Here is a 26,302-nt window from a genome sequence, read left to right as displayed (position 1 = left end):
GGAGGTACCACCTATCATGCAAACTAAAAATCCAATGGAGTTCTTCAGAACCCTTCCACCCAAGCAATGCACCGAATGCGGGGAGCAAATCGTGGAACAAGCTGAATCCTACTTGATGGAATGTGACCGTTGCCTTTCTAAAACCGAAGACTACTAAACAACTAAAAGGAGGAACAAATATGCAAACTAAAAATCCAATGGAATTCTTCAGGACCCTTCCACCCAAGCAATGCACCGAATGCGGCGATCAAATTATGGAACAGGCTGAATCCTACCTCGTGGAATGTGACCACTGCCTTTCTAAAAAAGATGAATAATAAGAAAAGCCGCTGACATCAAAAGCTGTAAAGGCCAACTCTTTGATGTCAGCATATTTTTTATAGAACCTTATCCCCTACCTGCGACGAAATTTTTATTCATAATAAAAAGGATGCCTCATAAGACACCCTATTATCATCTGCTTTTTACATTTCAGTTTTCCACAAACCCATCCGCTGTTTTTCCGTTTACCTTCGTCTTGCGAAGTTTCAAATAATCTAAAGCAAAAATCATGAACTCAATGCCGAGTCGTTGTTCAGATTTCATGAAATTGGCACCTAATAGCCTTTCTAACTTTTCAAGGCGGTGGTAAAGTGTTTGTCTTACGATAAATAATTGTTTGGATGTCTCCTGTTTAGATCCATTACAGGCAAGATACGTTTTCAAGGTTGGCATTAACTCCCCGTTATTTCGTCTGTCATACTCGATGACCGGACCTAAATATTCATACACGGTTTCTTCCAAGTTTCCATGTTTGTTAATGAGCGCAATCATTCGATACATATGTAAATCTTGATAAAAATAGCTTCTGCTTTCCTCAGTTAATGTTTCCTGAAGCAACAAGGTCTCACGTGCCGTTTCATAACTCTTGTAAATTTCACTTAACTTTTGAACATATTTCCCAAACCCTATTGAAAGCACATTCATTCGGTTGCGACCCGTAGCATCCATCATTCTGATTCGATCCAGGGCCCCCGTCACTCTCTCTTTCCAATCTCCAGGTGAACGGTTATCCCCTAAAATAAAGACCAGATGTTGGTGTACTTCCATAGAGAAAATCTGAAATCCATATTGTTCAAAAACGGATCTAAACAGGATTTTAAAATAAGTCCCTTCTAGTTTAGCAGAACCTTTATTATACCTTGAGTGTTGTTTGCAAATGCATACGATGCCGCCTTCCAATTGCATCTTCGGATCAATATAAGATAGTTGCTCCCGGATGACTTCATCACTATATTCCCCTTCGAGCCAGTTCGTTAGCCATTTGCTCTCTTCAGATATCTTCTTTTCCTCTAAATAGATTTCACGTAATAGATATTGAGCTAAAGCCGTAGCCGTTCGATCCAAGATAAGGGAATCAAAGTCGGTCATTTCTCGATTACTACTATAAATGACCAGTTCCGCATAATTTTCACCAAGGACACGAATCCTTTGTTTCAGAACGAATTTACTTAAATTTTGCTTTTCATATACTTCGGCTAACAATTGCTGGATGAGTTTTTTCTTTATTTTTGGAATACAGGCTATATCATTCTCATTGGGAATAAACATCACCTGAACATTTAAATACGAATGAAGAAATTTTAGAATTGGTTCATAATGGTCAATTTCGAGGAGTTTTTTATTCAACTGCTGTGAGTAGGTTTCTAGGTTGGAGATCATCTGATACTGTTTATTAATGATTAAGGAATGAATGTCCTGAGTAATTTCAACAAAAGGAACTTCCTGATTAAATAAAATGAGGGGAAAGCCATGCTCGTCTGCAAGGTCTATCGCACTCTGTGGAATGGCCATGGCATGGGTAGCCATCTCTATACAGAGTCCTGCCGCATTACATGTAATGAGCTGATTTAAAAAAGAAAGGAATGTACTATCTGAATCCTTCCACCCAAGACCGGTGGTAAGAATTAGTTCGTTTCCATTTAACAAGTGACTGATTTGGGTGACTTCCAAACAGTGGACCCATTTGACTTGGCGTTTTAACCCACCTTCGCCTCCGACCACATCCGTCCGGTTAAAATGCCTGCGCGTTAGAATTTCCTCAATTGTAATCGACGTATTCATCCATCCACCATCCTTTTATAGCTATAGAACCTATTATAAACGGACTGTCTGTAAATCTCCAGATACTGGACATAATAACTAACGTCAAAATTCTACAAAATTTTCAGTTATTTTTGTAGAAATCATGCTATGCATTTCATTCCTAGTAGTTTCCCCCTTTCATATTCTTACTATCTATCCATAAATGAACATAAAAAAATGACCTATTCAACTGAAAATAGGCCAGCTTAACAGCTTTACATCCTTAGGGGATACATGTTTTTAATTTAGTTTTTTAAAAAGCAATGTTGAGAAATATTTTCTGCCTTCTGGAGTCTTGATATTCAACTGCTTCCATTCCTGCTTCGTTCCTTCAATCAATTCGAAATCAAGGAAAGCGCCACTTAAGTTTTCAGAAACCCGGGTGATTCTGTACCCTCGTTCAAGTAAAAAATCAATTTGTTCCCTTTCTAAGCGATACTCTTGGTATTCAGACATGTCCCACTCCTCCTTATTTAACGTTTTCCCCGCCTAAAGGCATGTTCAGTACCTCTTCTTCGTCAACCATTCTCTTTCCGATATCCCAATCCTTGCCGACGGAGATTCCTAAATATTTCTCATCGCTCGGATCTATAATCTCTGCCTGTTCGTACTTCTTGAACCACCAATATTTAGCCAGTACATAATAGGTTGCACTTCCGAGTATAAAACCGACTATAAATGAGTAATTGGAAAAAATCGTTGCCCCGCTTCCACCAATGACCCAGGCAATGATTCCCGCCCAATTTACACCGTTTTTATACTTATATTGCCCTTCACTTTCATATAGTTCTGGTACATTGACACGGCGCTTACGAAGAAAGTAATAATCAGCCACCAAAATACCCACAATGGAGGCTAAGATCCCACCGACAATTAACAAAACCTCAATGATGATACCGAAAAGGCTCCATGGCTGAACAACGATTCCAATGATTCCCGCAACCACAACTCCCGACCAAAACGGCATTCTTGGTCCCATTACATTCGAGAAGATGGTTGCTGCCGGAATAACATTAGCCGAAGTATTCGTTGACCACTGAGCAAAAACGATCATTAGTAATAGAACACCAAGGGTAATGCCACTGGCTGACCCCTGTATAGCAACAACAGGATCATAATTGGAAACGGCCATGTAGGAAACGGCTCCGATAATAACCATGAAGGTTTGGGTAATAGGATAGGTAATAACGTTCCCTATAATCTGCCCTTTATTGCGTTTGAACCAGTTCTTCTCATTTTTTGGTGCCTCTATAAAACGGGAAAGTGTCGGCATATCCGCGGTCAACGTTCCCCAAAACCCCATATTCGACATGATGACGACCATGAAAGCTGTTACAGCCGCCCCTCCGGTTGCCGGACTCTCAATCCATGACCAGACTTCCCTACCTTGTGCGACTGCTTGGTCAGAAAGCGTAAAATACATCCAGCCAGAAATCAAGATGATAACCGGGGCTGCCAAATCGGCAAACCGTTCGATTGACTTGATTCCCATGGCTGTATTGACTAATTGCAAAATGGCAAAAACCAAAAAGCAGATAAACCAATTATTAAAGTTAAAAAGAGTGGCAAAGATAGCGTTCATCGCAGTTGCACCGAAATAAGTGTTCAATCCAAACCAGCAAGAGGCAACAAACGCCCTGACAAGTGAAGGGATATGAGTGCCAATCGTTCCGAAAGGCGCCCTCATGTATACAGGAAATGAAATTCCATGTTCAACGCCTATATCCCCTGTCATTGTCATCAAGAAGCCAAGAACTACGCAGGCGATTACTGTCGCAAGTACGACCCAACCAAGCGATAGGCTTTGGACCCCATTCCCTCCAATGGCAAAGGCGGCCAATACGACAGCCATCCCCACCCAGATGAAGCCAAATCCTACTGCGCTAATGTTCTTCTCTCTATGCGGTATAGGCAGCAAATCGGGAGACTTTAAATAATCCTTATTTTCGCTCATCCATAAAATCCCCCTTTAATTTGCTTTACATGTCCATTTAACTTTAGACCGGAAGCTTATTCTCTGAAACCGACTCAAGCGATGTATTATACTTAGCCCGCTTCAAGAACTGCCCTTTACCAGCTTCCCCTACAAACTGTTTATCACGAATGACGAACTGGCCACGAGATAAGACAGAAACGGGTTCACCTGTAATTTCCAGTCCTTCAAAAGCATTGTAATCTACAGCCATATGATGGGTTTCAGCGGAAATGGTCCGCTCCACTTTCGGGTCGAAGATAACAAGGTCGGCATCCGATCCAACTGCAATCGTTCCTTTTTGTGGAAATAAACCAAACAACTTGGCTACTCTTGTAGAAGTAATATCGACAAACTGATTCAGGGTGATGCGGTCTTTTTTGACTCCCTCTGAATAAAGGATACTCATTCGGTCTTCAATCGTCGGTCCACCGTTCGGAATCTTGGTAAAGTCGTCCCGACCCAAGTCCTTTTGTCCTTTAAAGTCAAAGGAACACTGATCAGAGCCTATGGTTTGCAGCTGGCCTGTCTTTAAAGCATTCCATAGCACATCCTGATCCTTCTTCTTCCTCAATGGTGGCGACCATACGTATTTGGCCCCTTCAAAATTGGGCTTTTCAAGATAGCTTTGATCCAGCACCAGATATTGAGGACATGTTTCTCCCCAGATATCGACGCCCTTATTTCTTGCTTCAGTAATCTTCTCAACCGCATCTTCACAAGTGACATGAACGACGTAAAGCTGTCCATTCGCCATTTCCGTCAACTTCGCTGCTCTTCCGGTCGCTTCTCCTTCAAGCTCAGGAGGTCTAGTTAAGGCATGATAAATTGGATCGGTCTGTCCCTTTGCGAGTGCCTGCTTTGTTAAATAATCGATGACATCTCCATTTTCTGCGTGGACCATGACAAGGGCACCAAGTTCTTTCGCCTGCAGCAAAGTCCGATAAAGCGTTGCATCATCTGCTTGAAAAACATTTTTGTATGCCATGAACACTTTAAAGGAAGAAATCCCTTCTTCATCAATGATGCTTGGCAGTTCAGCCAGAACTTCATCATTGATTTCACTGATCATGAGATGAAAGCTATAATCGATGGCGGCTTTGCCGTCCGCTTTCTTGTGCCATGTTTCAATGGCATTCTTTAAAGGCTCCCCCTTTTCCGTTAAGCAGAAATCGATGACCGTCGTCGTGCCCCCATATGCAGCTGCAATCGTTCCCGTTTCATAATCGTCCTTCGTGGTCGTCCCACCAAACGGCATATCTAGATGGGTATGTGGGTCTATACCCCCTGGGAATATTAGTGCGCCCTTGGCATCAATGATTTCAGCTCCCTCGGCTGATAGGTCTTTACCAATCATTGTAATGACTTCATTTTCAATCAAAATATCTGCTTGGTACGTATCTGCAGCCGTTGCTATAGTGCCGTTCTTAATAATTTTTTTCATAATTTACCCCTCCATTATTTTACGAAATCCACACGTTCATTACCGATGTTGCCTAGCAAACCTTGACGCTCATTCCAAGTCATAGGGGCTAGATCGCTGGCCATTTCAATCATGTCAATCGCTCCATCGACCGGACACACGATTGAACAAAGGTTACAGCCGACGCAATCTTCTTCACGCACTCGTAAAAATGAGTTGCCTGAAGTGTCCTTTAACATATCAATACATTGGTGGGAAGTATCTTCACAGGCTATATGGCATTTATTGCAGTTGATGCACACATCATTATTGATGCGGGCCACGACTTTATAATTCAAATCCAGATTTCCCCAGTCGGAGTAGCGCGATACGGACTTACCGACAATGTCCATTACAGAAGCAATCCCTTTTTCATCAAGGTAATTGGATAATCCATCAATCATGTCTTCGACGATCCGGAAACCATGATGCATAGCGGCTGTACAAATCTGTACGCCAGTCGACCCCATCAATAAAAACTCGACCGTATCCTGCCAGTTAGAAATCCCCCCAATACCGGATATCGGGACATTAATCCCTGGGTTCCTTGCGCATTCAGCCACCATATTCAAGGCTATGGGCTTCACTGCAGGACCACAGTACCCGCCATGGGCCCCTTTTCCGCCAACATGGGGGATTGTATTCCAGGAGTGAATATCCACCCCTGCAAGGCTATTGATCGTATTGATCATACTAATTGCATCCGCACCGCCTCTTACGGCTGCTTCTGCCGTAACCGTGATGTCCGTAATATTTGGGGTCAGCTTGACGATGACAGGTTTCGAAGCCGCTTCCTTCGCCCAATATGTTTGCTTTTCCACCAGTTCAGGTACCTGCCCTGAAGCAGCCCCCATCCCTCTTTCGGCCATGCCATGCGGACATCCAAAATTCAGCTCGTAACCATCAACGCCTACATCCTCTATCCGTTTGATAATTTCATGCCACTTTTCCTGTTGTGGCTCGACCATTACGGACGCTATGATTGCGTGATTGGGAAACTTCTTTTTCGTTTCATATATCTCTTTAAGATTCACTTCAAGAGGTCGATCCGTAATTAGTTCAATATTATTGAATCCAGCAACTCTTTGGCCGTTAAACCCAACGGCTGCAAAGCGGGAAGAAACATTTAGGATTGGATCCCCAAGCGTCTTCCAAACAGCTCCTCCCCATCCGGCTTCAAAAGCCCTCTGCACTTGATAACCCGAATTAGTTGGTGGTGCCGAAGCAAGCCAAAAGGGGTTAGGAGATTTGATACCTGCAAGATTAATTGATAAATCAGCCATTGATACGCCTCCTAGTTATTGTTTTATTAAGCTATATCTTCTGTCTTGCTCATTAACACTCCGTCAATTTCATAGGCTGTCATTTTCCCTTGCTGGGCAGCGGAAACGACCATAGCCTCTCCTTGGCCCTTCCCAAATATGACATCGCCACAGGCGAACACTTTTTCATTCGACGTCTTATAGGAGTCTCCAGTTAAGGTAACGACACCTCCATCGTGATCGATGTTAAATTGTTCAAGTAGACCAACATAACGTGATTGACCAATCGCACGAATCACACCATCGGCCGGAAGGATGAACTCAGAGCCTGCAATTGGAACCGGTCGTCTGCGACCATCTTCCCCTGCCTCACTCAGTTCCATCTTCACACATTCAATGCCTGTTACCTGGCCCTTTTCATCGGCAACGATTCTTGAAGGATTCGTCAGCCAATGGAATCGGACACCTTCCTGTTTGGCAAACTCATATTCAAAATCATACGCCGTCATTTCCGCCTGGGTCCGACGATAAATGATACCAGCCTCTTCAGCACCAAGACGGACCGAGCAGGTTGCAGCATCGATTGCTGTATTTCCAGCTCCAATGACCATCAGCTTCTTCCCAACGAACTTATCGGTGATATCCTCCGTTTTCGTTGCTTTTACGAAATCGATTGCATCGTAGACTTCAGCCAAGTCCTCCCCTTCAATCCCAAGCTTTGGTACATCCGACATACCAATTGCCAAAACAACGGCATCATAGTCCTTAATCAGTTGGTTAGCGGAGATATCCACCCCAACCCTTGAATTCGTTCGGATCTCGACATCAAGGTTCTTTACTTGATCGACTTCCCAATAGGAGATGTGCTGAGGTAATCGGAAAGACACTATTCCGTAAGTGTTTAATCCGCCAGGGTTCTTTTCTGCTTCGAAGATGGTTACGCTGTAGCCAAGCAAGGCCAATTCCCTTGCTGCAGACAAGCCCGCAGGACCACTGCCGACAATGGCAACCGTTTTGCCATTCTTCTTGCCAGCCTTGAATAGAGCTTGTTTATTTTGAATGGCCCAATCTGTGGAATAACGCTGGAGATCGCCAATAGGAATTGGCTTTGTAGAATGATTTAGAACACATGCCCCTTCACATAACTCTTCTGTCGGACATACCCGCGCACAACTGGCACCGACTGGATTAGCCGTCATGATCGTTTTGGCCGACCCTTTTAGATTTCCTGATGCGATTTTTTTTATAAAGGTCGGGATGTCAATCCCTGTGGGGCAGGCCTGGATACAAGGAGCATCATAACAGTATAAACATCGATTAGATTCTTCCAATGCCTCTCTTGGGGTTAAGCCCCTCTCTGCCTCCTGAAAGTTTCTCTTCAAATCGTCTTTTAACGAGCTTGTCATATCCATCTACTATTCTCCTTCCAAAAAATTATTGTGGAAAATAAAAAAGGAGGAATTGCCTATAGTCAATGAACTAGCAATATCCTATCCCTACTTTTGATGATTTATGGCTGTAGCACTGTCATTTTTATCTTACAGGTTACATTTAAAAAATCACCATTAGCCCCCTACTTATTCATGAATCTCAAAATTAAATGAATATTCTTTATTTTATAATGATAGATAGGGAGTTACATTATACAAAGTGTAAAATAATGCGGACAACTTAATGTGCACTATGTCATGTTTCTTTACAAAAACTGATAAAAAAAGTCAACGTCCTACACTTCTCGCTACATTCTCGACATCATTCCTAAGGTCTTAGTAAGGGAATATCAAACAATCTACTTATCAACAGGTTGTCCACAAAAAAAAAGCCTTGAAAACTTTTTCAAGGCTTTTTGAAAGTTATCCACAAGTTATACACAACTAAACGATATATGTATAACTTGTGGATTCATGGTTACGGAAATCTTTCGAAACATTCTATTTAAATTCAGTTCAGTGCCTGGAAAAAACATCAGGATTTTTCAATCACGTAGTTATGATATTTTTCATAATCGGTCTTCTTGCATTCAAGCTTTAGCTTGGTCCCATTTTCCTCATATTCCGTTTCCGTTATATGGCCATTATCATTGAAGTAAGATACTAGTTTTCCCTGGTCATATGGAATCAGCATTTCACAATGAATATAGTCCATGAATACATGGCTACGGATCTGATCAATCAATTCCTTAAGGCCTACCTTCTCTCTGGCCGCCATATAAACGGAATCACGGTTAACCTTTGGAATGTCCATATCGGTCAAATCCGCTTTATTATAAGCAAATATGGTCGGTATCTCTTTGATGCCAATATCTTGTAAAGTCTTTTCGGTAATCTCTATCTGTTGTTCATAATTAGGATTGGAATAGTCCACAACATGGATTAATAAATCTGCTTCCACTACTTCTTCAAGGGTAGACCGGAATGCCTTTACCAGATGGTGTGGTAGTTTAGACACGAACCCGACTGTATCTGTGAGTAAAAACTCCTTGTTATCTGGCAAGGGAATGTTTCTAACGGACGTCTCAAGTGTAGCGAAGAGCATATCCTTCTCGAGTACCTGCTTCTCGGATGTCGGTTGGAACATCTCCATCAATGCGTTCATGATGGATGATTTCCCGGCATTCGTATACCCGACTAATGACACAACAGGGATGGCATTCTTTTTCCGTTGTTTCCTCTGTGTTTGACGGTGTGCTACAAGTTCCTCCAATTCCTTATTCAAAACACTGATGTTTTCCTCAATCCGCCTACGGTCAAGTTCAAGCTGCTTTTCCCCAGCACCCTTGTTCGTTCCCACTCCTCCACTTTGTCGACCTAACGATTCTCTTAAGCCGATAAGGCGTGGAAGCATATATTGAAGTTTTGCCACTTCTACCTGGAGCTGTGCTTCCTTCGTTTTCGCCCGTTGTGCGAAGATGTCCAGGATCAAGATGGAACGGTCGATCACCTTGCAATCCATATCCCGCTCCAAATTACGAAGTTGTGAGGGGGATAATTGATCATTGAAGATAACGACATTTGCCTCTTTATATTCAACTAGCGCCTTTACTTCCTCAATTTTACCTGTACCGATGAAATGTGAGGAAGTGACACGATGTAGATTCTGTGTGATCGTTCCAACCACTTCTACCTCACAGGCTTCGGTTAAATTGGCGAGCTCCTCCATCGAATATTCAAAATCCTTTTGACCGTTCAGATTGACTCCAACTAATATTGCCTTTTGATGTAATTCCATCTTTCAAATCCCTTCCTTTAATACCTTTGATCTATTCAACAACCGTACCTAACGATGGCATGCATTCCTTTAAAAGTCAGCCAAATTGTAGCATACTACCTATCCTGTTCATAGTTTTAACCTGGCTATGCATTCAATATATCCTAATGTCCATTAAAACAACAAAGTCCGGGAACTAACATCCGTTGGTGGTTCTAATTCTTAATGATGGATTGTGGTCTAACAATTCCAAAGAATAATGGAGGCACTTTTCCAGAGTTTCACATGAAACGTTTAGATATAGCAAAGGGCTTCTGGATTCCCTTCAAGAAATCCAGAAGCCCTTTATCTATTATTCTTTTATTCTGAGCAACCTCAGACTATTCAAGGTCACGAGTAACGTCGCACCCATATCCGCAAAAATCGCCATCCAAAGTGTCAGCCAGCCCGGTGCAATCAACAATAAGGCCAATAATTTAATCGCTAATGAAAACGTAATGTTCTGCTTAATGATTTGTAATGTCTTCCTGCTTAATGAGATGGTGTAGGGCAATTTCGATAAATCATCACCCATTAGAGCGATATCGGCTGTTTCAAGGGCCGTATCCGTACCCGCTCCCCCCATTGCAATTCCTACCGTGGAAGCCGCTAAAGCAGGGGCATCATTAACACCATCGCCAACCATGGCCACTCGGTTATACTTCTGTTTCCATTGTTTGATGAAGAATAGCTTATCCTGCGGTAATAATTCTGCTTGAATTTCATGAACGCCCGCCGCTGTTCCAATCACATTCGCTGTCCCGATATTATCACCGGTCAGCATGATTGTTTTTTCAATCCCTAAAGCATGTAATTTACTGATAGCTTCCTTACTGCTTTCTCTTATTTCATCCGCAACGGCAACCAGGGCTAGAATATTAGTTTGATTACCGAGAACTATAACTGTCTTTCCTTCATTCTGATAGTTATTGATCAGATGTTGAGCCTTTTCAGAAATGGTTAACCCCACTTCATCAAAGAGTTGTGGTTTTCCAATATAATAGACTGCCTGATTGATTGTTCCTTTTAACCCTTTGCCTGTCAATGCAGAAAAATCATCTACCATCAGAGAACGATAGTCTATATCCTGCAGATCCGCTTTCTGAAGAATGGCCGTGGACAATGGATGTTGCGAGCGGCTTTCTAAAGCAGCCGCTATTTTCAAAGCATCCCGTTCGCTCATTTCATCCACCATTACGGAAAAGTTAGTCACTTCAGGTATTCCCTTTGTCAATGTTCCCGTTTTATCAAATGCAATCGCCTTCAAAGCTCCAGCTTCCTCCAGATGGATTCCACCTTTAATCAGAACACCGTTTTTCGCTGCATTTCCGATAGCTGTAACAATGGCAATGGGTGTGGATATGACCAAGGCACATGGACAGCCGACAACTAACACAGTCAATCCGCGATAAATCCATTCACTCCATTCTCCGCCCAGCATCATTGGTGGAATGGTTGCAAGTGCCAAAGCAATCAGCATGATTGCCGGTGTATAGAATTTTGCAAATTTATCAACGAACGCTTGGGAAGGGGCTTTTTCCGCTTGTGCCTCTTCTACAAGATGAATAATCTTTGCAATCGTCGTATCCTCAACCCTTTTCGTGACTTCCACTTCCAAAAGACCTTCGCCGTTCAACGTACCAGCAAACACTTCTCCTTCGACCGTTTTAAATAGTGGCACCGATTCACCAGTAATGGCCGCCTGATTCAGTGTGGATGCACCTTTTATGATCCTTCCGTCCATCGCAAGCTTCTGGCCCGGTTTGACAATCATGGTGTCTCCCACCTCGATTGCATCGACAGCCAACATCATTTCATGATGGCCCCTCCTGATTAGTGCCTCTTTAGGGGCAATATTCATAAGGGACTCAATGGAATTTCGAGCTTTATCCATCGAATACTTTTCAAGCGCTTCACTTATAGCAAATAGAATGACGACAGTGGCTGCCTCGCCCCATTCGCCAAGTATAGCCGCTCCAATAATGGCGACCGTCATCAGCGTATGCATATCAAAACGAAGTCTTACGAGATTTTTCAACCCATTGATGAATAAGGAGTATCCACCAACTAAAATGGAAGTGGCATAACCCAGAACCGGCAAAAGACTACCCTCGCCATATTGATGTTCCAAAATCCAACTGATAAAAAGGAGGATAGCCGAAAGAAAAACCTTAATGTTTTCTTTTTGCTTCCAAATTGGTTCTTTTATTGTCACCTGCTCTTGTTCAGTACGAATTTTCAGGTTATCAAAGGCTCCAGCCTTCTCAATTTCTTCAATCGAAGCACTTCCTGAAATAGAAATCTTCGAAGCCCCGAAGTTGATTTTTGCCTCCTTCACACCTTCAAGTTCCCGGACATTGTTTTCAAATTTGGCTGCACAGTTCGTACAGGACAGCCCTTGAATCCGATAAGTCTTTAATTGGGAATCAGCCATTGACCCTCACCTCCCGCTGATGTGCTATCGCTATAAGGATTAATTGTTTTATATGATCATCGTCTAAAGAGTAAAAGGCTAACTTTCCCTCTTTTCTGTATTTCACAATTGCATGTTTATATAGAGTACGGAGATGATGAGAAGTTGTTGCCATTGACGCCCCAATGATATTTGCCAAATCACATACACATAACTCTTCATCCTCACAAAGTGCATACGAGATTTTCACCCTGTTTTCATCACCGATTACTTTAAACAACTTTGACATACTTGAGATATCTACCTGACCGATTTCCTTTTGGATACGGTTCACCTTTTCTTGATCATGCAGATGAACTTCACACATATCCTTCATCTCATCCATCTTCTCACATCCATTCATTCAAACCTACGTTTGATTATAATATACCACATTTCACATTATACTCAAACCTGTGTTTGAATGTGTATGAATAATGGTCCCTGACTCAAAAAAAGAAGTTCCCGCTGTCCAACCTCTTCATTTACAAATTCTTTTTTCTGAAAAAACTATGTTATACTAGGTAGACCTTTTTAAGCGATTTACTTTACTCATTCCATTTACCCTACTCAACATTGAGCAGGGTTTTTTATTATTGAATAAAACAAAAAAGGCAGACCCTAGTAATAGGGTCTGCCTTTTTTGTTTTTAGAAATTATGCTTTTTGAACGTTAGAAGCTTGAGGTCCGCGTTGACCTTGTTCTACTTCAAAAGTAACTTCTTGACCTTCGTCTAAAGATTTGAATCCTTCGCTTTGGATAGCTGAGAAATGTACGAATACATCGTCTCCGTTTTCGCGTTCGATGAAGCCAAATCCTTTTTCTGCGTTAAACCATTTCACTTTACCTTGTTCCATTGTTGTTGCCTCCTAGTGCCAAAGCACATTGTATTACTATCCTTGCTCTAAGTCATCATCGAAACGAAAAGTAGTACTTTTAGTATCCTTAGTACCGAACATGAATAATTAACCTAAGCATACCATCAAATGGTAGGGATTGCAAATACTTTAAGCAATCTTTTTCAAAACAAAAGTACTTGCACACTTTTAAAACAAGATTCGTCTCTTATCTTTGCTCCTCGGGCGTTTAGTTCCTTCCATCGATTTCATCAGTTCCTACCCTCTTTTTCAGGTCTACAGCTTCCCGCTACCGCTCTATTCCATCTAATTTTGCATCCAATACTTTTGTCCAGTTTGTCAGGCCGATTTTCAATAGTTTTTCCGCTGCCACAGCCGGACTCATGGCGTACCCGTTCCTTACCCAAAAACCCAAATAACCGATGGTGCCATAGCTCGCAAATAGGGCATAGTCTGGATCCTGGAACACTTCTTGTAAATGTGCTGCAAGCTTATCTGATAATTTTTGAATAGCGTCCGCCTCTGCAAATTCGAGTTCATAAAATGAGCGATATTTGAAAATATGTTCACATAAATGGAGGGTGATTGGCTTACCCCATTGGTAATCCATCTCATAAAATGACAAGAACCGGTCGTTTAACTTCCGTCTCACCTCATCCATCAGTTCGTATTTGGCTGCAAAATGCAAATAAAATGTGGATCGGGAAATGCCCGCCTTTTGAACAATTTCTTTCACAGCTAACTCTTCAAAGCTTTTCTCAAATAAAAGCTGTAAATAAGCGGCAACTATCGATTCTTTTGCCGTTTCCATTTTTGACACTCCTCTGGACATTTTTAGTGGAAATGTCTTGCTTATTTTATTATAAAACCGTTTACACTAAGTTTATATCAAGTTTAGGGGGAATTGAAATGGATAAGCATGTGTATGTAATTACAGGCGGTTCTGGTGGTATGGGTAAAGCCACTGCAGAACTGGTAGGCAAAAAAGGAACCATATTGTTGGCAGATGTTTCTGAAGAACGTTTAATCCAAACAAAAGAGGAATTAGCGACTAAAGGTATAACTGATGTCCATTATCAAACTGTCGATATTACATCAAGGGAAAATGTTGCTGCTTTAGCTAAAAAATCTGCCGAACTTGGGATATTAAAAGGATTGGTTCACACAGCCGGGCTGTCACCGACGATGGCCAATTCGAAACGTATTACAGAAGTGAATTCTGTTGGCACCGGAATTGTCCTAGATGCGTTTCTTCCACTTGCTACAGTAGGTACTGCTGCGGTATGTATCTCTTCGATGAGTGCCTATATGGCGCCCCGTCAAGGTCCTTATACGGAAATTTTAAAACAGCCTTTAACCGAAAACTATATTGAGACCATGGAGCAATTTACACAAGGCGACTCAGGAGCGGCTTACAGCCTATCTAAATTAGGGGTTGTCTTATATGTGGAAGACCAAGCGTGGGCTTGGGGTGAAAAAGGTGCACGTATCTCATCTATCTCTCCGGGTACCATTAACACGCCGATGGGGCGTCAGGAAGCATCCCAACAAGAGCAAATGAAAACAATGCTCGAACACACACCACTCCGCCGTGAAGGAGAAGCATCCGAGATCGCAACAGCTGTGGAATTCTTGCTTAGCGATGCAGCTTCCTATATCACTGGCATAGATTTACGTGTGGATGGTGGTACAATCGCGAATATTCATCGCATGAAGACGCAAAAATAAAACTCCAACAATAATCTTACAAGACAAGGGCCATCCAACATTGATACTTTGCTTATGTCGGGTGGCTTTTGTTCTCAACTGGTTGGATAACAGCGGGTAGGAACCCTTATCGAATACATGTCATCAATGGATTCTAGACTTGCGGTATCCATCAAATACATTTAATGCTGCGGCTAAAATGAAGATGGTAATTGAGCCTCCTACAATCGCATTTCGAAACTGCATGGCCGTTGTATCGGATAAACTCCCCATATATGTAAGGAATTCAGGGTTCATTACATCCGGATTACTTACAATGACAATGAATCCGATGGTTGTGATCATTTCAAGAACCAAATTGAAATTTGCCAGTTTTTTTGTCCATTGCCTTTTGATACTCTTATAAAAAGCTAACCAGATTTCCATGGCGATCACCAGAAGAATGAACGGCCAATAGTTAAGTAGGATATCCTGTTGGAAGACCGGAATCACGAGTTCGATCCTATCTCCACCTTCATACACCCCGACAAATTGATTTGCATAAAAGTAACCGTCGTCCAAATCGCTGTCCACATCAGTCCACTGAATACATTGAACCTCGTAATCTCTTTCTTCTTGTGAATGTAAGGGATACTTCTCAAATCATTTGGGGTCCATTTCTGTAGGCTTGCCGATAGTGGACTTTGGTCCTTTCCTTTATCCGTTCGCTCCAGAACCGCGAAGACAATCGTCACCCAGAAGAAGACTTGAAAGCCGACTTCAAGGACCCGCAATATGCCTTCGACTATAAGGGTAATCACTTTAGGAATAACTGCTTCATCTTGGCTAAACCCCATAAAAGAATCGATAATCAGCGAAATGAGTGCAATGCCCGCTGCTATGGGAAAAACCACTTTCAATAGTGAAATATATAAATCATAATAACGCGGTCCGATCAGGTGCATCGGCTGAGCCCGATACCCACTAGCCACTGTCGCTGGGTTCCCCAATTCGCCCAGAACCTCCTCCACATCCAGTTCACTATAATCATCAGGAAGCATCTCTTCAATGGTTGACCGCAACTCGAGTGCAATATCCCTGCGTTTTTTTTCAGGCAACCTGCGTGTGACCTCTTGTATATAAACCTCAATCAAACCCAACATCTTCCTCCCCCTTCAATAGGCCAAAAAGTTTTTTATATTGCTTATCTAACGATTGATTTACCATTATATGTTATATGGTACTTGACATATATTATGTATCACACACTATTGTGGTGGGAAGGAAAATTGATATATGTCCCTGTTTTTATTTTTCCATTTAGATATTCTCTTTCTTTCGGACATAAAAAAACCCATTTAGATAATGGTATCTAAATGGGTAAATAAATTTTTATAAACATTTATAGATATGACGCTACTTATTCAACCGTTACACTTTTCGCAAGATTACGTGGTTTATCCACGTCACACTCCCGGTGTAGGGCAGCATAGTACGCAATGAGTTGAAGCGGGATGACAGAGATAAGAGGTGTTAATAGTTCGTTCACTTCCGGGATGACAAAACGATCATCTTCTTCTTCCAACCCTTTCATTGAAATGATGCAAGGATTAGCGCCACGGGCGACGACTTCTTTGACATTCCCACGGATGCTTAGATTGACTCCTGCTTGCGTAGCAAGAGCGATAACAGGTGTGCCTTCTTCGATTAGGGCAATCGTTCCATGCTTAAGCTCACCGCCGGCAAATCCTTCTGCCTGGATGTATGAGATTTCTTTCAGCTTAAGGGAACCTTCAAGACCCACGTAGTAATCAAGGGAACGACCGATGAAGAAACAATTACGCGTAACAGACAGGTATTCGCGAGCAATCTCTTCCATCTCTTCTTTCGAATCGCAAAGAGCTTCCATGCCTGTCGCAGCTATTCCAAGCTCTTTGACAAGATCGAAATCGAATGCAAGGTTACGGAACTGGCCAGTTACGTTAGCTAATATCGCCAATACCGCTACTTGAGCCGTATAGGCCTTCGTAGAAGCCACGGCAATTTCAGGACCTGCATGTAATAAGAGCGTATAATCTGCTTCTCGTGACAGCGTAGAGCCCGGTACATTTGTGATGGTCAATGCTTTATGGCCAAGCTCTTTGATGGCCACTAAAACTGCACGGCTATCTGCCGTTTCCCCACTTTGCGAAATGAAGATGAACAGTGGTTTTTCGGATAATATCGGCATATTGTATGTGAACTCTGATGCTAAATGCACTTCAACCGGAATTTTAGCCATTTTTTCAATGAATTGTTTACCGATTAGGCCTGCATGGTAGCTTGTTCCACAAGCCACGATATAAATACGGTCTGCCTCGCTTACTGCTTCTGTAATATTGTAATCAATCGCCAGTTTACCTTCTTCGTTTTGGTAAGATTGAATGATTTTACGGATAACAGTAGGCTGCTCATCAATTTCTTTAAGCATATAATGTGGATACGTACCTTTTTCAATATCACTCGCATCGAGTTCCGCCGTGAATGGAGCACGAAATACTTCTTCGTTTGAAAGGTTTTTAATTGTCACTTTTTCTTTTGTGACAATAACCATTTCTTTATCCATTAATTCAAGGAATTGATCGGTAACTTGCAGCATAGCCATTGCATCAGAAGCGATAACGTTAAAGTCTTTTCCAACACCGATTAGGAGTGGGCTTTTATTTTTAGCAACAAAAATCGTTTCTTCGTTTTCAGCATCCAATAGGGCAAGGGCATACGAACCTTCTAAAAGGGTAAGCGTGTGACGGAATGCCTCTTCCACTTCCATGCCGTCATTCACGAACTTCTCAATAAGCTGAACGATGACTTCCGTATCAGTGTCGCTTTTAAAAGCAACATCCTTCAAATATTCCCGTTTTAAAATCGCATAGTTTTCGATGACCCCATTATGAACTAATGTCAGGCGACCTGAGTTACTTTGGTGAGGATGAGCATTATCACGACTAGGTACACCATGAGTGGCCCAGCGAGTGTGTCCAATCCCTGTATTCGCCGTAGTCCCTTCATCCACAACACCGCGTAAGTCTGCAATCCGTCCCTTTTCCTTGAAGACCTTGATGCCTTCCTTATTTTGCACAGCTATACCAGCAGAATCATACCCACGGTACTCTAACTTTTCAAGACCTTTTAACAGGATTTCTTTCGCGTCATTTAGACCAATATATCCAACAATTCCACACATAATTTCTGTTCCTCCAACTGATTAGAGGGAACAGGAATGCACGAGGGCATCCCTGCCCCCTCATCTCTGATATTTTTATAAAGGAAATACCCGAAGGCTTTTTCCCATTGTACATTTCCAACTCTTTGTGCAGTCGGTTGCCCCACTGTTTTAAAATTGGAATTATTACGGCTGTGTACTTCAGCCGGGAGGTATCCGCCGAACATTCGATACTCCTCCTCCTCGTCAACTAAACCCGTCTCGACCCAGTTTAGTTCAGGCGCTTTAGTTTTCCTATTATCTTGCCTGGCCTCCTTTTCCCTTATAACCATTTTATGGTAAAAGTAGTTGTAAATCAGGATAATCATACCCTATACATGGGACATAGGTCAATTCTTTACTACCATTAAAACAAAATATGATTCTTAATAAAAATATGCATAAAAGGAAATTTTCGTTCCCCTTTATGCATAGGTTGTTTATTCGTTTAGTCCCATTTCTGCTCTTACCGTTGCTACGATGCGGTTTACATAACGCGTACATTCTTCAATAGTAGGCGCTTCAGCCATAACACGGACAAGCGGTTCAGTTCCAGATGGCCGTACCAGAATCCGGCCGTTACCACCCATCTCCGCTTCCACTTCTTTTATGACTTCCTGTACTTTTTCATTCCCCGTTACCCCATGCTTGTCAGTTACTTTAACATTAATGAGTGTCTGCGGATATTTTTGCATCTCACTCGCAAGCTCAGATAGAGGTTTTTGCGTCTCACTCATGATGTTCACAAGCTGTAAACCCGTTAATAAGCCGTCCCCAGTTGTATTGTAATCCAAGAAGATGATATGCCCGGATTGCTCTCCACCAAGATTATAGCCACCTTTACGCATTTCTTCCACTACATAGCGATCGCCAACTGCTGTTTGAGCACTATGTATACCATGTTCCTCAAGCCCTTTGTAAAAGCCAAGGTTACTCATGATCGTAGAAACCACGGTTCCTTTTTTCAATCGATTATTCTCTTTTAAGTATTTCGCACAGATATACATGATTTGATCGCCATCTACGATATTTCCTTTTTCATCAATAGCTATTATGCGGTCGCCGTCGCCATCGAAAGCAAGTCCAACATCTGCCCCTTTTTCCTTCAAGAATTCAGCCAGAGCCTCAGGGTGGGTAGAACCGACCCCATCATTGATGTTCAAGCCATTCGGTGATGCCCCCATTGTCGAAATATCTGCATCTAAATCAGCAAATAGATGCATAGCCAAGGAAGATGTCGCACCGTGAGCACAATCAAGCGCAACATGTATGCCCGTAAAGTCTTCGTCAACCGACTGTTTTAAGTATTGCAGATATTTTTGGCCGCCTTCGAAGTAGTCATTTAAATGGCCTAAGTCTCCGCCCGTAGGACGCGGTAACTCATCATTCTCCAGATCAAGCAATGCTTCCACTTCCGCTTCCTGTTCATCTGAGAGCTTGAAGCCATCCGGTCCAAAGAATTTAATTCCATTGTCCGCTACAGGATTATGAGAAGCTGAAATCATAACACCCGCTTCAGCACTTAAGGCTTTTGTCAGATAGGCCACTCCCGGTGTCGAAATGATGCCCAGTCGCATGACTTCAGCGCCGATGGATAATAATCCGGCAACAAGAGCACCTTCTAACATTTCCCCTGAAATACGAGTATCGCGCCCTATTAATACCTTTGGTTTTTCTGAATTCTTAGTAAGGACATAGCCGCCAAAACGGCCTAGTTTAAATGCCAACTCCGGCGTTAACTCCGTATTTGCTATTCCCCTAACTCCATCTGTTCCAAAATATTTACCCATCTGTATCGCTCCTTCTTCAAATCATTACTAAATTAAATGATGTTAAGGCCAGGTTACGTTTCTTCCTCTTCTTGGGCCATGGAAACTGACACTGCAACTCTTTTAGAATCTAATTCCCAAGATACTCCCGCGGGGACTTTAACTGCCAGTTCAACATCATGCTTACCTTCATCTAAATTACTTACATCGACCGTGAGCGAAATGTCGTCTTTAGATATTTTTTTTAGATCTTCCGCTTTCCCATTCAATGTAATGCTCATCACATCCGTATCCAATTCCACTTCTTGATCATCCTGTTTACCTACCGGGATTATTTTCAAGTTGGTGAAAGTTTTGGATTCCGTGGTTTCCGGTTCAACCTTATCTACCGTTTTTTCTTCTTCGACAACTACTTCTTCTGCCTCTTCTTCAGTATCCTTATCTTCCACATCCACTTTTTCGGTACGAATCTTCACCGTAGCTTTACTTAAGGACATTTTCTGCACACTTTCAGGTTTTGAAAGATTAAGTTCCATTTCGGTATCTCCATCTACTTTCGAGATATTGACTGGAAGATTTAATGCATTTATTTTATCCAATGATGCTTCTTGTCCATATAGAGTTACCTCTGTAGGGTCGACACTAATACTCTTGATACGAACTCCGGCCTTGGCCTTCCCAGTTTGCTCTGGCACGATTGATACCTTTTTGGAAGGAATACTGACCTTTAACGAAACTGCCACGGAAGCTGGCTCAATCGCGACATCTAATTTATTCAAATCCCGGTCTAGCGCTTTTACCGTTGCCTGCCCGTTCACCGATTCGTTTAGCCCTTTCCTTATTTCAAGGTTGGCCTTTACATAGGATATTTTTTCAATTACATCTTTGGCACCCGTAATTTTTACGGTTTCAGGATTTACTGTTGGCTGCCCAGCGGTATACCCTTCCTCCAGTAATGAACTGTTATATTCTGCATCGACCTTAAACTCTTTCGTCATCCGTTCCTGAACATTTACTTCCGCATATTCCGGATCTATCGTTGCCACGAGCTTTTCATTTAAATCGCTTATTTTAAATGTGACAGTTCGGTCCCCCATCGAGATTTCGGGATCGGAAAGATCTACATATACTTTAAAATCCCGTTGGCTTTTTGCGTTGATCAGAAGGCTTTTTGCCCCCTTCAATGTGACATCCACCGTTTCAGGTACGCCGCTGACCACTAAATTTTCACGATCATAGTACACTTCAACCGGAACATTTTCAATGGTTTCCGTACCATTCTCAGGCGCAGTGGACAATCCAAGGGACTTTTTATCGGACTCCATCTCGAAATTAACGGATATAAATAATAGAGCAGCCAAGGCGAAAGCGACAATTCTCATAAACCAAGCGCTATTCGTGAATTTATCCATTTTTCTTCCCCCTCCAATTCCAGATACCCGAGGAAGTTGTTTTGACATTCTGCAATACCAGTTCACTTGTTAGCATGGCTCTAAATGATTCCTGATTTAAATCGCGGTATAGCTCCCCATTTTTGGTGACAGAGATACCTCCCGTTTCTTCAGAAACAACAATTGTTACACTATCTGTTACTTCACTCATTCCAATGGCAGCCCTATGCCTTGTGCCCAGCTCTTTTGAAATGAACGGACTTTCCGATAAGGGCAGATAGCAAGCTGCTGCTGCGACTTGATTATCCTGTAAAATAACAGCCCCATCATGGAGGGGTGTATTCGGAATGAAAATATTAATGAGCAGTTCAGAAGAAATATAGGACCTTAAAGGAATTCCCGTTTCAACGTAATCACCCAGTGCCGTTCCTTTTTCAATGGTAATCAAGGCTCCAATACGCCTTTTTGCCATATACGTAGAGGCCTTTAGAATTTCTTCTACTAAACGCTCTTGTTGATTCTCTTCCGGAGCACTGCCCCTTGAAAAGATCTTTCCTCGTCCTAATTGTTCAAGTGCTCTTCTCAATTCAGGCTGGAAAATGACGAGAATTGCCAGAACACCCCAGTTCATGACTTGTTCCATTAACCATCCGAGTGTATTGAAACCAAACAGATTGCTCAAGCTTTTCACAATGACAATTACAAAAATTCCCTTTAGCAGTTGTATGGCTTTCGTGCCTCGAATTATAGTTAACAATTTATATATCACAAACCAAACAAGGAAAATATCAATGAAATTTACTACATAGTCCCAAACATTCAAATTGGATATAGACATGTTGTTTCCTCCAGTCCGTAATACTCCAAAAACACAATAACCATCATTATGTAATAACCTTAATAGTATACCATTTTTTAAATCATACTTCTAAAACTAGTACAGAAATTTATATGGGAAGTAGTGCTAGTAACCACTATTTTTGTCTGGATACAATATAAAGCTGAACAAAAGCACCGTTCTGATTAGAACCATGCTTATGCTCAGCTTCATTATTCCCCATCTCTTTCCTCTTTTGAAGAAGGAAGTAGAGATGTTCCAATATCCTTTATTTTGTACCACATCCACTCAAAGGCTTGGTCTATGACTTCTATATCACCGGTAACATTTCCTGCCTTGGCCATATACTCCTGACCATTAATGACTGTCACATTCCCCTTTACTTCGCCCTCTATGCGTATGTCCCCATTTTGAACCACAACGTTCCCTTCAATGGTTTCCCCACTAGGGACAATGACGGTTTCCCCTTCTACCAATAAGTTAGGTTGCTTGGAGACGGAAAAATGTTCGTCCTGATTATAAGTGGAAAAGATCGATCCTGTCATTAATACAATGAACATCGCCGCGGCTGTCATAAACGGATGAGCCTTAAACCATCTCTTTGCCCCCGTAGCCTTCTTTTCCTTAGGCAATTGGGCCATTACCCTTGCCGTAAAATCATCCGGGGCCTTGATATGGGAAGTGCTTTGTACAAGGGCAACTGCTTTTTTCATTTCATTGAAAAAATCTCGGCATGCAGGACATGTAAGCAGATGGTCCCTTAAAATTTCTTTATGCTCGGGTTTAATGTCCTCATCTAAATAATCATGCATATAATTAATGATTTCCTCGTGGCAGTTCATTTTTCTCACCTTCTTTTTATAAATGGCGCAGTTGTTTACGCAAAGCTTCTCGCCCACGATGTATTCTCGTTTTGACAGTGCCTACCGGCAAATCAAGAATCTCACTGATTTCCTTTAACGATAATTCCTCAATGTATTTTAATACGATGACCGAACGATACTTTTCCGGCAACTTCATAATTTCGACCTGGATGGTTTCCTGAAGCTCTAACGACTCTACTTCTTCCTCTGGCATCGCCATGTCCGATGCAATTTGAGAATACATATTCAATCCCTCTGTACCAGTGACTTCCGCATCTAAATAGTAATCCGGCTTTTTCTTACGAAGTCGGTCGATACAGAGGTTCGTCGCTATGCGATATAACCATGTTGAAAACTTCATATTGATATTGAAACTGCGAATGTTCACAAAGGCCCTTACAAAAGCTTCTTGGGACAGGTCTTCAGCCTCCTGCCGGTTTCCAAGCATTCTAAAACAGATTTGAAAAACTTTATCCTTATAAATTTCGACTATTTCCCCAAATGCATTGTGGTCTCCCTTTAACACTTGGTTTATTCTCTCTTTAACAAGTCCATCCATTTTTGTTTTTTACCCCCGCTTCATGCGGCTATACGATTATTACGAATCGCAAGCTAAAAGGTTTCATAATTTATTACTTTTATTTTAGCAAACTTTTACATTTTATGTTTAAAACGAAAAAAACAAGGATATATATAGTAAGAAATTGTAAAAATAAAGGAAGTGAACCTTGATAATGACTGCAGAACAAATACTAGATAACATTGAGCGATATAGACAGAAAATGATTATCTTAGCTTCCCGTTCCTCTATGATAGATAACGAAGTGGTCGAAGTGAGTAGCAAACTTGATACCCTGATGAATCAATATTTTCAATTGACCCAAAGCGGAACGAAAAAGCAAACAGTAAAGTGAAGAGGGAGATTGCCTTGGAATCATATAACGTTACCTTCGTTCAACATTATCTAAATCATATACTTTTGTATTCTAGCATATAGAAAAACAGTAACCCATAAAAAAACCGGTTACTGTTTCTTTTATATATTGCGTTAAGTTATAATAGCTTTTCTCCAAATAGAGAACCCATCAGGGCTACCGCCACGATCGCCGTTTTATTACGCTCGTCTAGTACGGGGTTTACTTCTACAAACTCAGCTGAAGTAATCAACTCTGACTCCGCAAGCATTTCCATGGCCAAATGACTTTCCCGATAGCTTATCCCCCCAAGCACTGGTGTTCCTACTCCAGGTGCCTCTGCAGGGTCTACCCCATCAAGATCTAGGGATAGATGAACCCCATCCGTTTTATCACGTAAGTATTCAATGCATTCTTCCATCACTTTCGTCATACCAAGCCTATCAATTTCATGCATCGTATAGACCTTGATGCCTTTATCACGTATTAGTACCTTTTCTCCTTCGTCCAAGGAACGGGCTCCAATAATGACGATATTCTCTGGTTTCACCTTTTGTGCATACCCATGCAGATTAACTAAATCAGGGTGACCGAGTCCAATGCTGACAGCGAGTGGCATGCCATGTATGTTTCCTGACGGAGAAGTCTCCTCCGTGTTCAAATCTCCATGGGCATCATACCAAATTACCCCTAAACTCTCATAATGCTTCGAAATCCCAGCAAGTGTTCCTATTGCTATCGAATGATCTCCCCCAAGAACTAGAGGGAATGATCCACTACAAATAATTTCATCTACCCTTGCTGCTAATTGTGCATTCCCCTTAGAAACAAGTGATAGATTCTTCAAGTTTGAGCCAGCCTCTTCAGACGTCCCGGGCCTCCCCACTATGATGTCTCCTAAATCTTCCACTTCTAACTGCAATTGTTGGATTCGTTCGACAACACCTGCACAACGGAGTGCACTTGGCCCCATATCAACCCCACGCCTTGTTTGACCAAGATCCATGGGAAGACCGATAACTGAAATTTTTTGAATAGACATACTATTCCCCCTTTCTGTTATTTTATAACTGTTAAGGAGAATGGTTCAACCGGACATTTTTATGTATAAAGATACAGCCATAGAAAGTTGTTTTTCAAAAAAAAAAGCCTTAAACCGAAGAGGTTTAAGGCGTAAGTGTTGGTGTATGTAGTTAGATGGTGGAGCCTAGCGGGATCGAACCGCTGACCTCCTGCGTGCAAGGCAGGCGCTCTCCCAGCTGAGCTAAGGCCCCTAAGTATAAAATCTAATAAAAATAAAGCGAAAGACGGGATTCGAACCCGCGACCCCAACCTTGGCAAGGTTGTATTCTACCACTGAACTACTTTCGCATATGGCTGGGCTAGAAGGGATCGAACCTTCGCATGACGGAATCAAAATCCGTTGCCTTACCGCTTGGCTATAGCCCAATATATGTAAATTAATAGTTAGCAAAATAAAAAGCGGTAATTATATATTCCCCTAAAGAAGAAAGTATATAACTGAACCACATTTTTTTGAAAAAAGATGGTGGAGGGGGGCAGATTCGAACTGCCGAACCCGAAGGAGCGGATTTACAGTCCGCCGCGTTTAGCCACTTCGCTACCCCTCCACATATAAGTGAAACATGGTGCCGGCAAGAGGACTTGAACCCCCAACCTACTGATTACAAGTCAGTTGCTCTACCAGTTGAGCTACACCGGCAAATCAATATTAAAAATGGTGGAGGATGACGGGATCGAACCGCCGACCCTCTGCTTGTAAGGCAGATGCTCTCCCAGCTGAGCTAATCCTCCAAAAAGTGAATTGAAAATGGTGACCCGTACGGGAATCGAACCCGTGTTACCGCCGTGAAAGGGCGGTGTCTTAACCGCTTGACCAACGGGCCGTAAAAATTTTTAAAAGGTAGTTTGGGAAGCTCCCAAGCGGATTCGAACCGCTGACCTCTTCCTTACCATGGAAGTGCTCTACCTACTGAGCTATGGAAGCATATGGCTCCGCAGGTAGGACTCGAACCTACGACCGTTCGGTTAACAGCCGAATGCTCTACCACTGAGCTACTGCGGAATAATATAATGTTTCCTAAAACTCTTAGAAGATATAAATCATCTGCTTGGCGGCGTCCTACTCTCACAGGGGGAAACCCCCAACTACCATCGGCGCTGAAGAGCTTAACTGCCGTGTTCGGAATGGGAACGGGTGTGAC

Annotated in this window: 23 protein-coding genes, 9 tRNA genes, 1 rRNA gene and 1 pseudogene; 4 read left to right on the top strand and 30 right to left on the bottom strand. The window is 42.1% G+C overall.

The annotated features are described in order from the left end of the window. The first annotated feature begins 16 nt into the window (after positions 1-16). The gene (gene yhfH / locus ACIQXH_RS18400) at positions 17-157 is read left to right on the top strand and encodes a protein YhfH (protein WP_402991368.1); all 141 of its coding nucleotides are present in this window, start codon (positions 17-19) and stop codon (positions 155-157) included. Positions 158-179: 22 nt separating this feature from the next. Continuing rightward, positions 180-317, top strand: a complete 138-nt coding sequence (gene yhfH, locus ACIQXH_RS18395) for a protein YhfH (protein ID WP_402959257.1) — start codon at positions 180-182, stop codon at positions 315-317. Between the two features lie 154 nt (positions 318-471). Here the strand turns inward: yhfH (ACIQXH_RS18395) and ACIQXH_RS18390 are convergent, their stop codons facing one another. The 11 genes from ACIQXH_RS18390 to ACIQXH_RS18340 all read right to left on the bottom strand — a co-directional run bounded on the left by ACIQXH_RS18390 (position 472) and on the right by ACIQXH_RS18340 (position 14,186). Further along, a complete protein-coding gene (locus ACIQXH_RS18390) occupies positions 472-2,103 on the bottom strand; it encodes a PucR family transcriptional regulator (protein ID WP_402875567.1) in 1,632 nt (543 codons plus the stop codon). 261 nt (positions 2,104-2,364) lie between these two features. Further along, entirely contained in the window at positions 2,365-2,580 is a 216-nt protein-coding gene (locus ACIQXH_RS18385; protein ID WP_402875565.1) for a hypothetical protein, read from the bottom strand. 13 nt (positions 2,581-2,593) lie between these two features. After that, positions 2,594-4,078 carry an NCS1 family transporter gene (locus tag ACIQXH_RS18380; protein WP_402959259.1) on the bottom strand — a complete coding sequence of 495 codons (1,485 nt, stop codon included), beginning with the start codon at positions 4,076-4,078 and terminating at the stop codon, positions 2,594-2,596. 43 nt (positions 4,079-4,121) lie between these two features. Then, positions 4,122-5,540: a dihydropyrimidinase gene (gene hydA, locus ACIQXH_RS18375; protein WP_402875561.1), complete on the bottom strand. Its 1,419-nt coding sequence runs from the start codon at positions 5,538-5,540 to the stop codon at positions 4,122-4,124. A gap of 14 nt (positions 5,541-5,554) precedes the next feature. Next, complete coding sequence (gene preA, locus ACIQXH_RS18370; RefSeq protein WP_402875559.1) at positions 5,555-6,841, bottom strand: NAD-dependent dihydropyrimidine dehydrogenase subunit PreA; 1,287 nt, start codon at positions 6,839-6,841, stop codon at positions 5,555-5,557. A 26-nt stretch (positions 6,842-6,867) separates the two neighbouring features. Then, positions 6,868-8,226, bottom strand: coding sequence for an NAD(P)-dependent oxidoreductase (locus ACIQXH_RS18365; protein ID WP_402875649.1), 1,359 nt, complete (start codon positions 8,224-8,226; stop codon positions 6,868-6,870). A gap of 559 nt (positions 8,227-8,785) precedes the next feature. Then, positions 8,786-10,048, bottom strand: coding sequence for a GTPase HflX (gene hflX, locus ACIQXH_RS18360; protein ID WP_403125198.1), 1,263 nt, complete (start codon positions 10,046-10,048; stop codon positions 8,786-8,788). A gap of 331 nt (positions 10,049-10,379) precedes the next feature. Next, positions 10,380-12,500, bottom strand: coding sequence for a heavy metal translocating P-type ATPase (locus ACIQXH_RS18355; RefSeq protein WP_402875555.1), 2,121 nt, complete (start codon positions 12,498-12,500; stop codon positions 10,380-10,382). Further along, complete coding sequence (locus tag ACIQXH_RS18350) at positions 12,493-12,855, bottom strand: ArsR/SmtB family transcription factor (protein WP_402875647.1); 363 nt, start codon at positions 12,853-12,855, stop codon at positions 12,493-12,495. The genes ACIQXH_RS18355 and ACIQXH_RS18350 overlap by 8 nt, the downstream gene beginning before the upstream one ends. Before the next feature lie 319 nt (positions 12,856-13,174). After that, complete coding sequence (locus ACIQXH_RS18345) at positions 13,175-13,375, bottom strand: cold-shock protein (protein ID WP_034304915.1); 201 nt, start codon at positions 13,373-13,375, stop codon at positions 13,175-13,177. A 289-nt stretch (positions 13,376-13,664) separates the two neighbouring features. Beyond that, positions 13,665-14,186: a TetR/AcrR family transcriptional regulator gene (locus ACIQXH_RS18340; protein ID WP_403125194.1), complete on the bottom strand. Its 522-nt coding sequence runs from the start codon at positions 14,184-14,186 to the stop codon at positions 13,665-13,667. Positions 14,187-14,284: 98 nt separating this feature from the next. Here ACIQXH_RS18340 and ACIQXH_RS18335 point away from each other — a divergent pair, with 98 nt between their 5' ends. Beyond that, positions 14,285-15,103 (top strand): SDR family oxidoreductase, encoded by an 819-nt coding sequence (locus ACIQXH_RS18335; RefSeq protein ID WP_402876099.1) that lies wholly within the window; start codon positions 14,285-14,287, stop codon positions 15,101-15,103. 123 nt (positions 15,104-15,226) lie between these two features. On the opposite strand, the pseudogene ACIQXH_RS18330 reads toward ACIQXH_RS18335, so the two are convergent. From ACIQXH_RS18330 to sigW, 8 genes and pseudogenes are all read right to left on the bottom strand, one after another. Next, positions 15,227-16,221 (bottom strand): annotated as a pseudogene (locus ACIQXH_RS18330) (HAAS signaling domain-containing protein). A 260-nt stretch (positions 16,222-16,481) separates the two neighbouring features. Next, positions 16,482-18,284 (bottom strand): glutamine--fructose-6-phosphate transaminase (isomerizing), encoded by a 1,803-nt coding sequence (gene glmS / locus ACIQXH_RS18325; RefSeq protein ID WP_403125191.1) that lies wholly within the window; start codon positions 18,282-18,284, stop codon positions 16,482-16,484. Beyond that, positions 18,254-18,490, bottom strand: a complete 237-nt coding sequence (locus ACIQXH_RS18320) for a hypothetical protein (protein WP_402959269.1) — start codon at positions 18,488-18,490, stop codon at positions 18,254-18,256. Before ACIQXH_RS18320 ends, glmS begins: the two co-directional genes overlap by 31 nt. A 252-nt stretch (positions 18,491-18,742) precedes the next feature. Then, positions 18,743-20,092 (bottom strand): phosphoglucosamine mutase, encoded by a 1,350-nt coding sequence (gene glmM / locus ACIQXH_RS18315; protein WP_403125188.1) that lies wholly within the window; start codon positions 20,090-20,092, stop codon positions 18,743-18,745. 53 nt (positions 20,093-20,145) lie between these two features. Further along, positions 20,146-21,483, bottom strand: coding sequence for a CdaR family protein (locus ACIQXH_RS18310; protein WP_402876106.1), 1,338 nt, complete (start codon positions 21,481-21,483; stop codon positions 20,146-20,148). Further along, positions 21,476-22,300: a diadenylate cyclase CdaA gene (gene cdaA, locus ACIQXH_RS18305; RefSeq protein WP_402876108.1), complete on the bottom strand. Its 825-nt coding sequence runs from the start codon at positions 22,298-22,300 to the stop codon at positions 21,476-21,478. The genes ACIQXH_RS18310 and cdaA overlap by 8 nt, the downstream gene beginning before the upstream one ends. A gap of 212 nt (positions 22,301-22,512) precedes the next feature. Beyond that, a complete protein-coding gene (locus ACIQXH_RS18300; RefSeq protein ID WP_402876110.1) occupies positions 22,513-23,142 on the bottom strand; it encodes a zf-HC2 domain-containing protein in 630 nt (209 codons plus the stop codon). A 16-nt stretch (positions 23,143-23,158) separates the two neighbouring features. Beyond that, positions 23,159-23,722, bottom strand: coding sequence for an RNA polymerase sigma factor SigW (gene sigW, locus ACIQXH_RS18295; protein ID WP_402876112.1), 564 nt, complete (start codon positions 23,720-23,722; stop codon positions 23,159-23,161). A gap of 175 nt (positions 23,723-23,897) precedes the next feature. On the opposite strand from sigW, the gene ACIQXH_RS18290 reads away from it, so the two are divergent. After that, positions 23,898-24,077 (top strand): aspartyl-phosphate phosphatase Spo0E family protein, encoded by a 180-nt coding sequence (locus tag ACIQXH_RS18290; RefSeq protein WP_402876114.1) that lies wholly within the window; start codon positions 23,898-23,900, stop codon positions 24,075-24,077. A 139-nt stretch (positions 24,078-24,216) separates the two neighbouring features. On the opposite strand, the gene rocF is transcribed toward ACIQXH_RS18290, so the two are convergent. From rocF to rrf, 11 genes are all read right to left on the bottom strand, one after another. Beyond that, the gene (gene rocF, locus ACIQXH_RS18285) at positions 24,217-25,119 is read right to left on the bottom strand and encodes an arginase (RefSeq protein WP_402876116.1); all 903 of its coding nucleotides are present in this window, start codon (positions 25,117-25,119) and stop codon (positions 24,217-24,219) included. Between the two features lie 156 nt (positions 25,120-25,275). Then, a tRNA-Ala gene (locus ACIQXH_RS18280) sits at positions 25,276-25,351 on the bottom strand. Between the two features lie 25 nt (positions 25,352-25,376). Beyond that, a tRNA-Gly gene (locus tag ACIQXH_RS18275) sits at positions 25,377-25,448 on the bottom strand. Positions 25,449-25,451: 3 nt separating this feature from the next. Next, a tRNA-Gln gene (locus ACIQXH_RS18270) sits at positions 25,452-25,526 on the bottom strand. 98 nt (positions 25,527-25,624) lie between these two features. Next, a tRNA-Tyr gene (locus ACIQXH_RS18265) sits at positions 25,625-25,708 on the bottom strand. 16 nt (positions 25,709-25,724) lie between these two features. Then, positions 25,725-25,800, bottom strand: a tRNA-Thr gene (locus ACIQXH_RS18260). Between the two features lie 16 nt (positions 25,801-25,816). After that, positions 25,817-25,892: transfer RNA gene (locus tag ACIQXH_RS18255), tRNA-Val, on the bottom strand. 17 nt (positions 25,893-25,909) lie between these two features. Then, positions 25,910-25,984, bottom strand: a tRNA-Glu gene (locus ACIQXH_RS18250). A gap of 28 nt (positions 25,985-26,012) precedes the next feature. After that, positions 26,013-26,085: transfer RNA gene (locus tag ACIQXH_RS18245), tRNA-Thr, on the bottom strand. Between the two features lie 3 nt (positions 26,086-26,088). Further along, positions 26,089-26,163 (bottom strand) — tRNA-Asn (locus ACIQXH_RS18240). A gap of 44 nt (positions 26,164-26,207) precedes the next feature. Further along, a 5S ribosomal RNA gene (gene rrf, locus ACIQXH_RS18235) occupies positions 26,208-26,302 on the bottom strand; the annotation flags it as partial.

This window comes from Peribacillus sp. NPDC097225 (assembly GCF_044761955.1).
GTDB lineage: Bacteria > Bacillota > Bacilli > Bacillales > DSM-1321 > Peribacillus.
The sequence above is the reverse complement of the archived record's forward strand: the minus strand, read 5'-3'. Positions and strand labels throughout refer to the sequence as shown.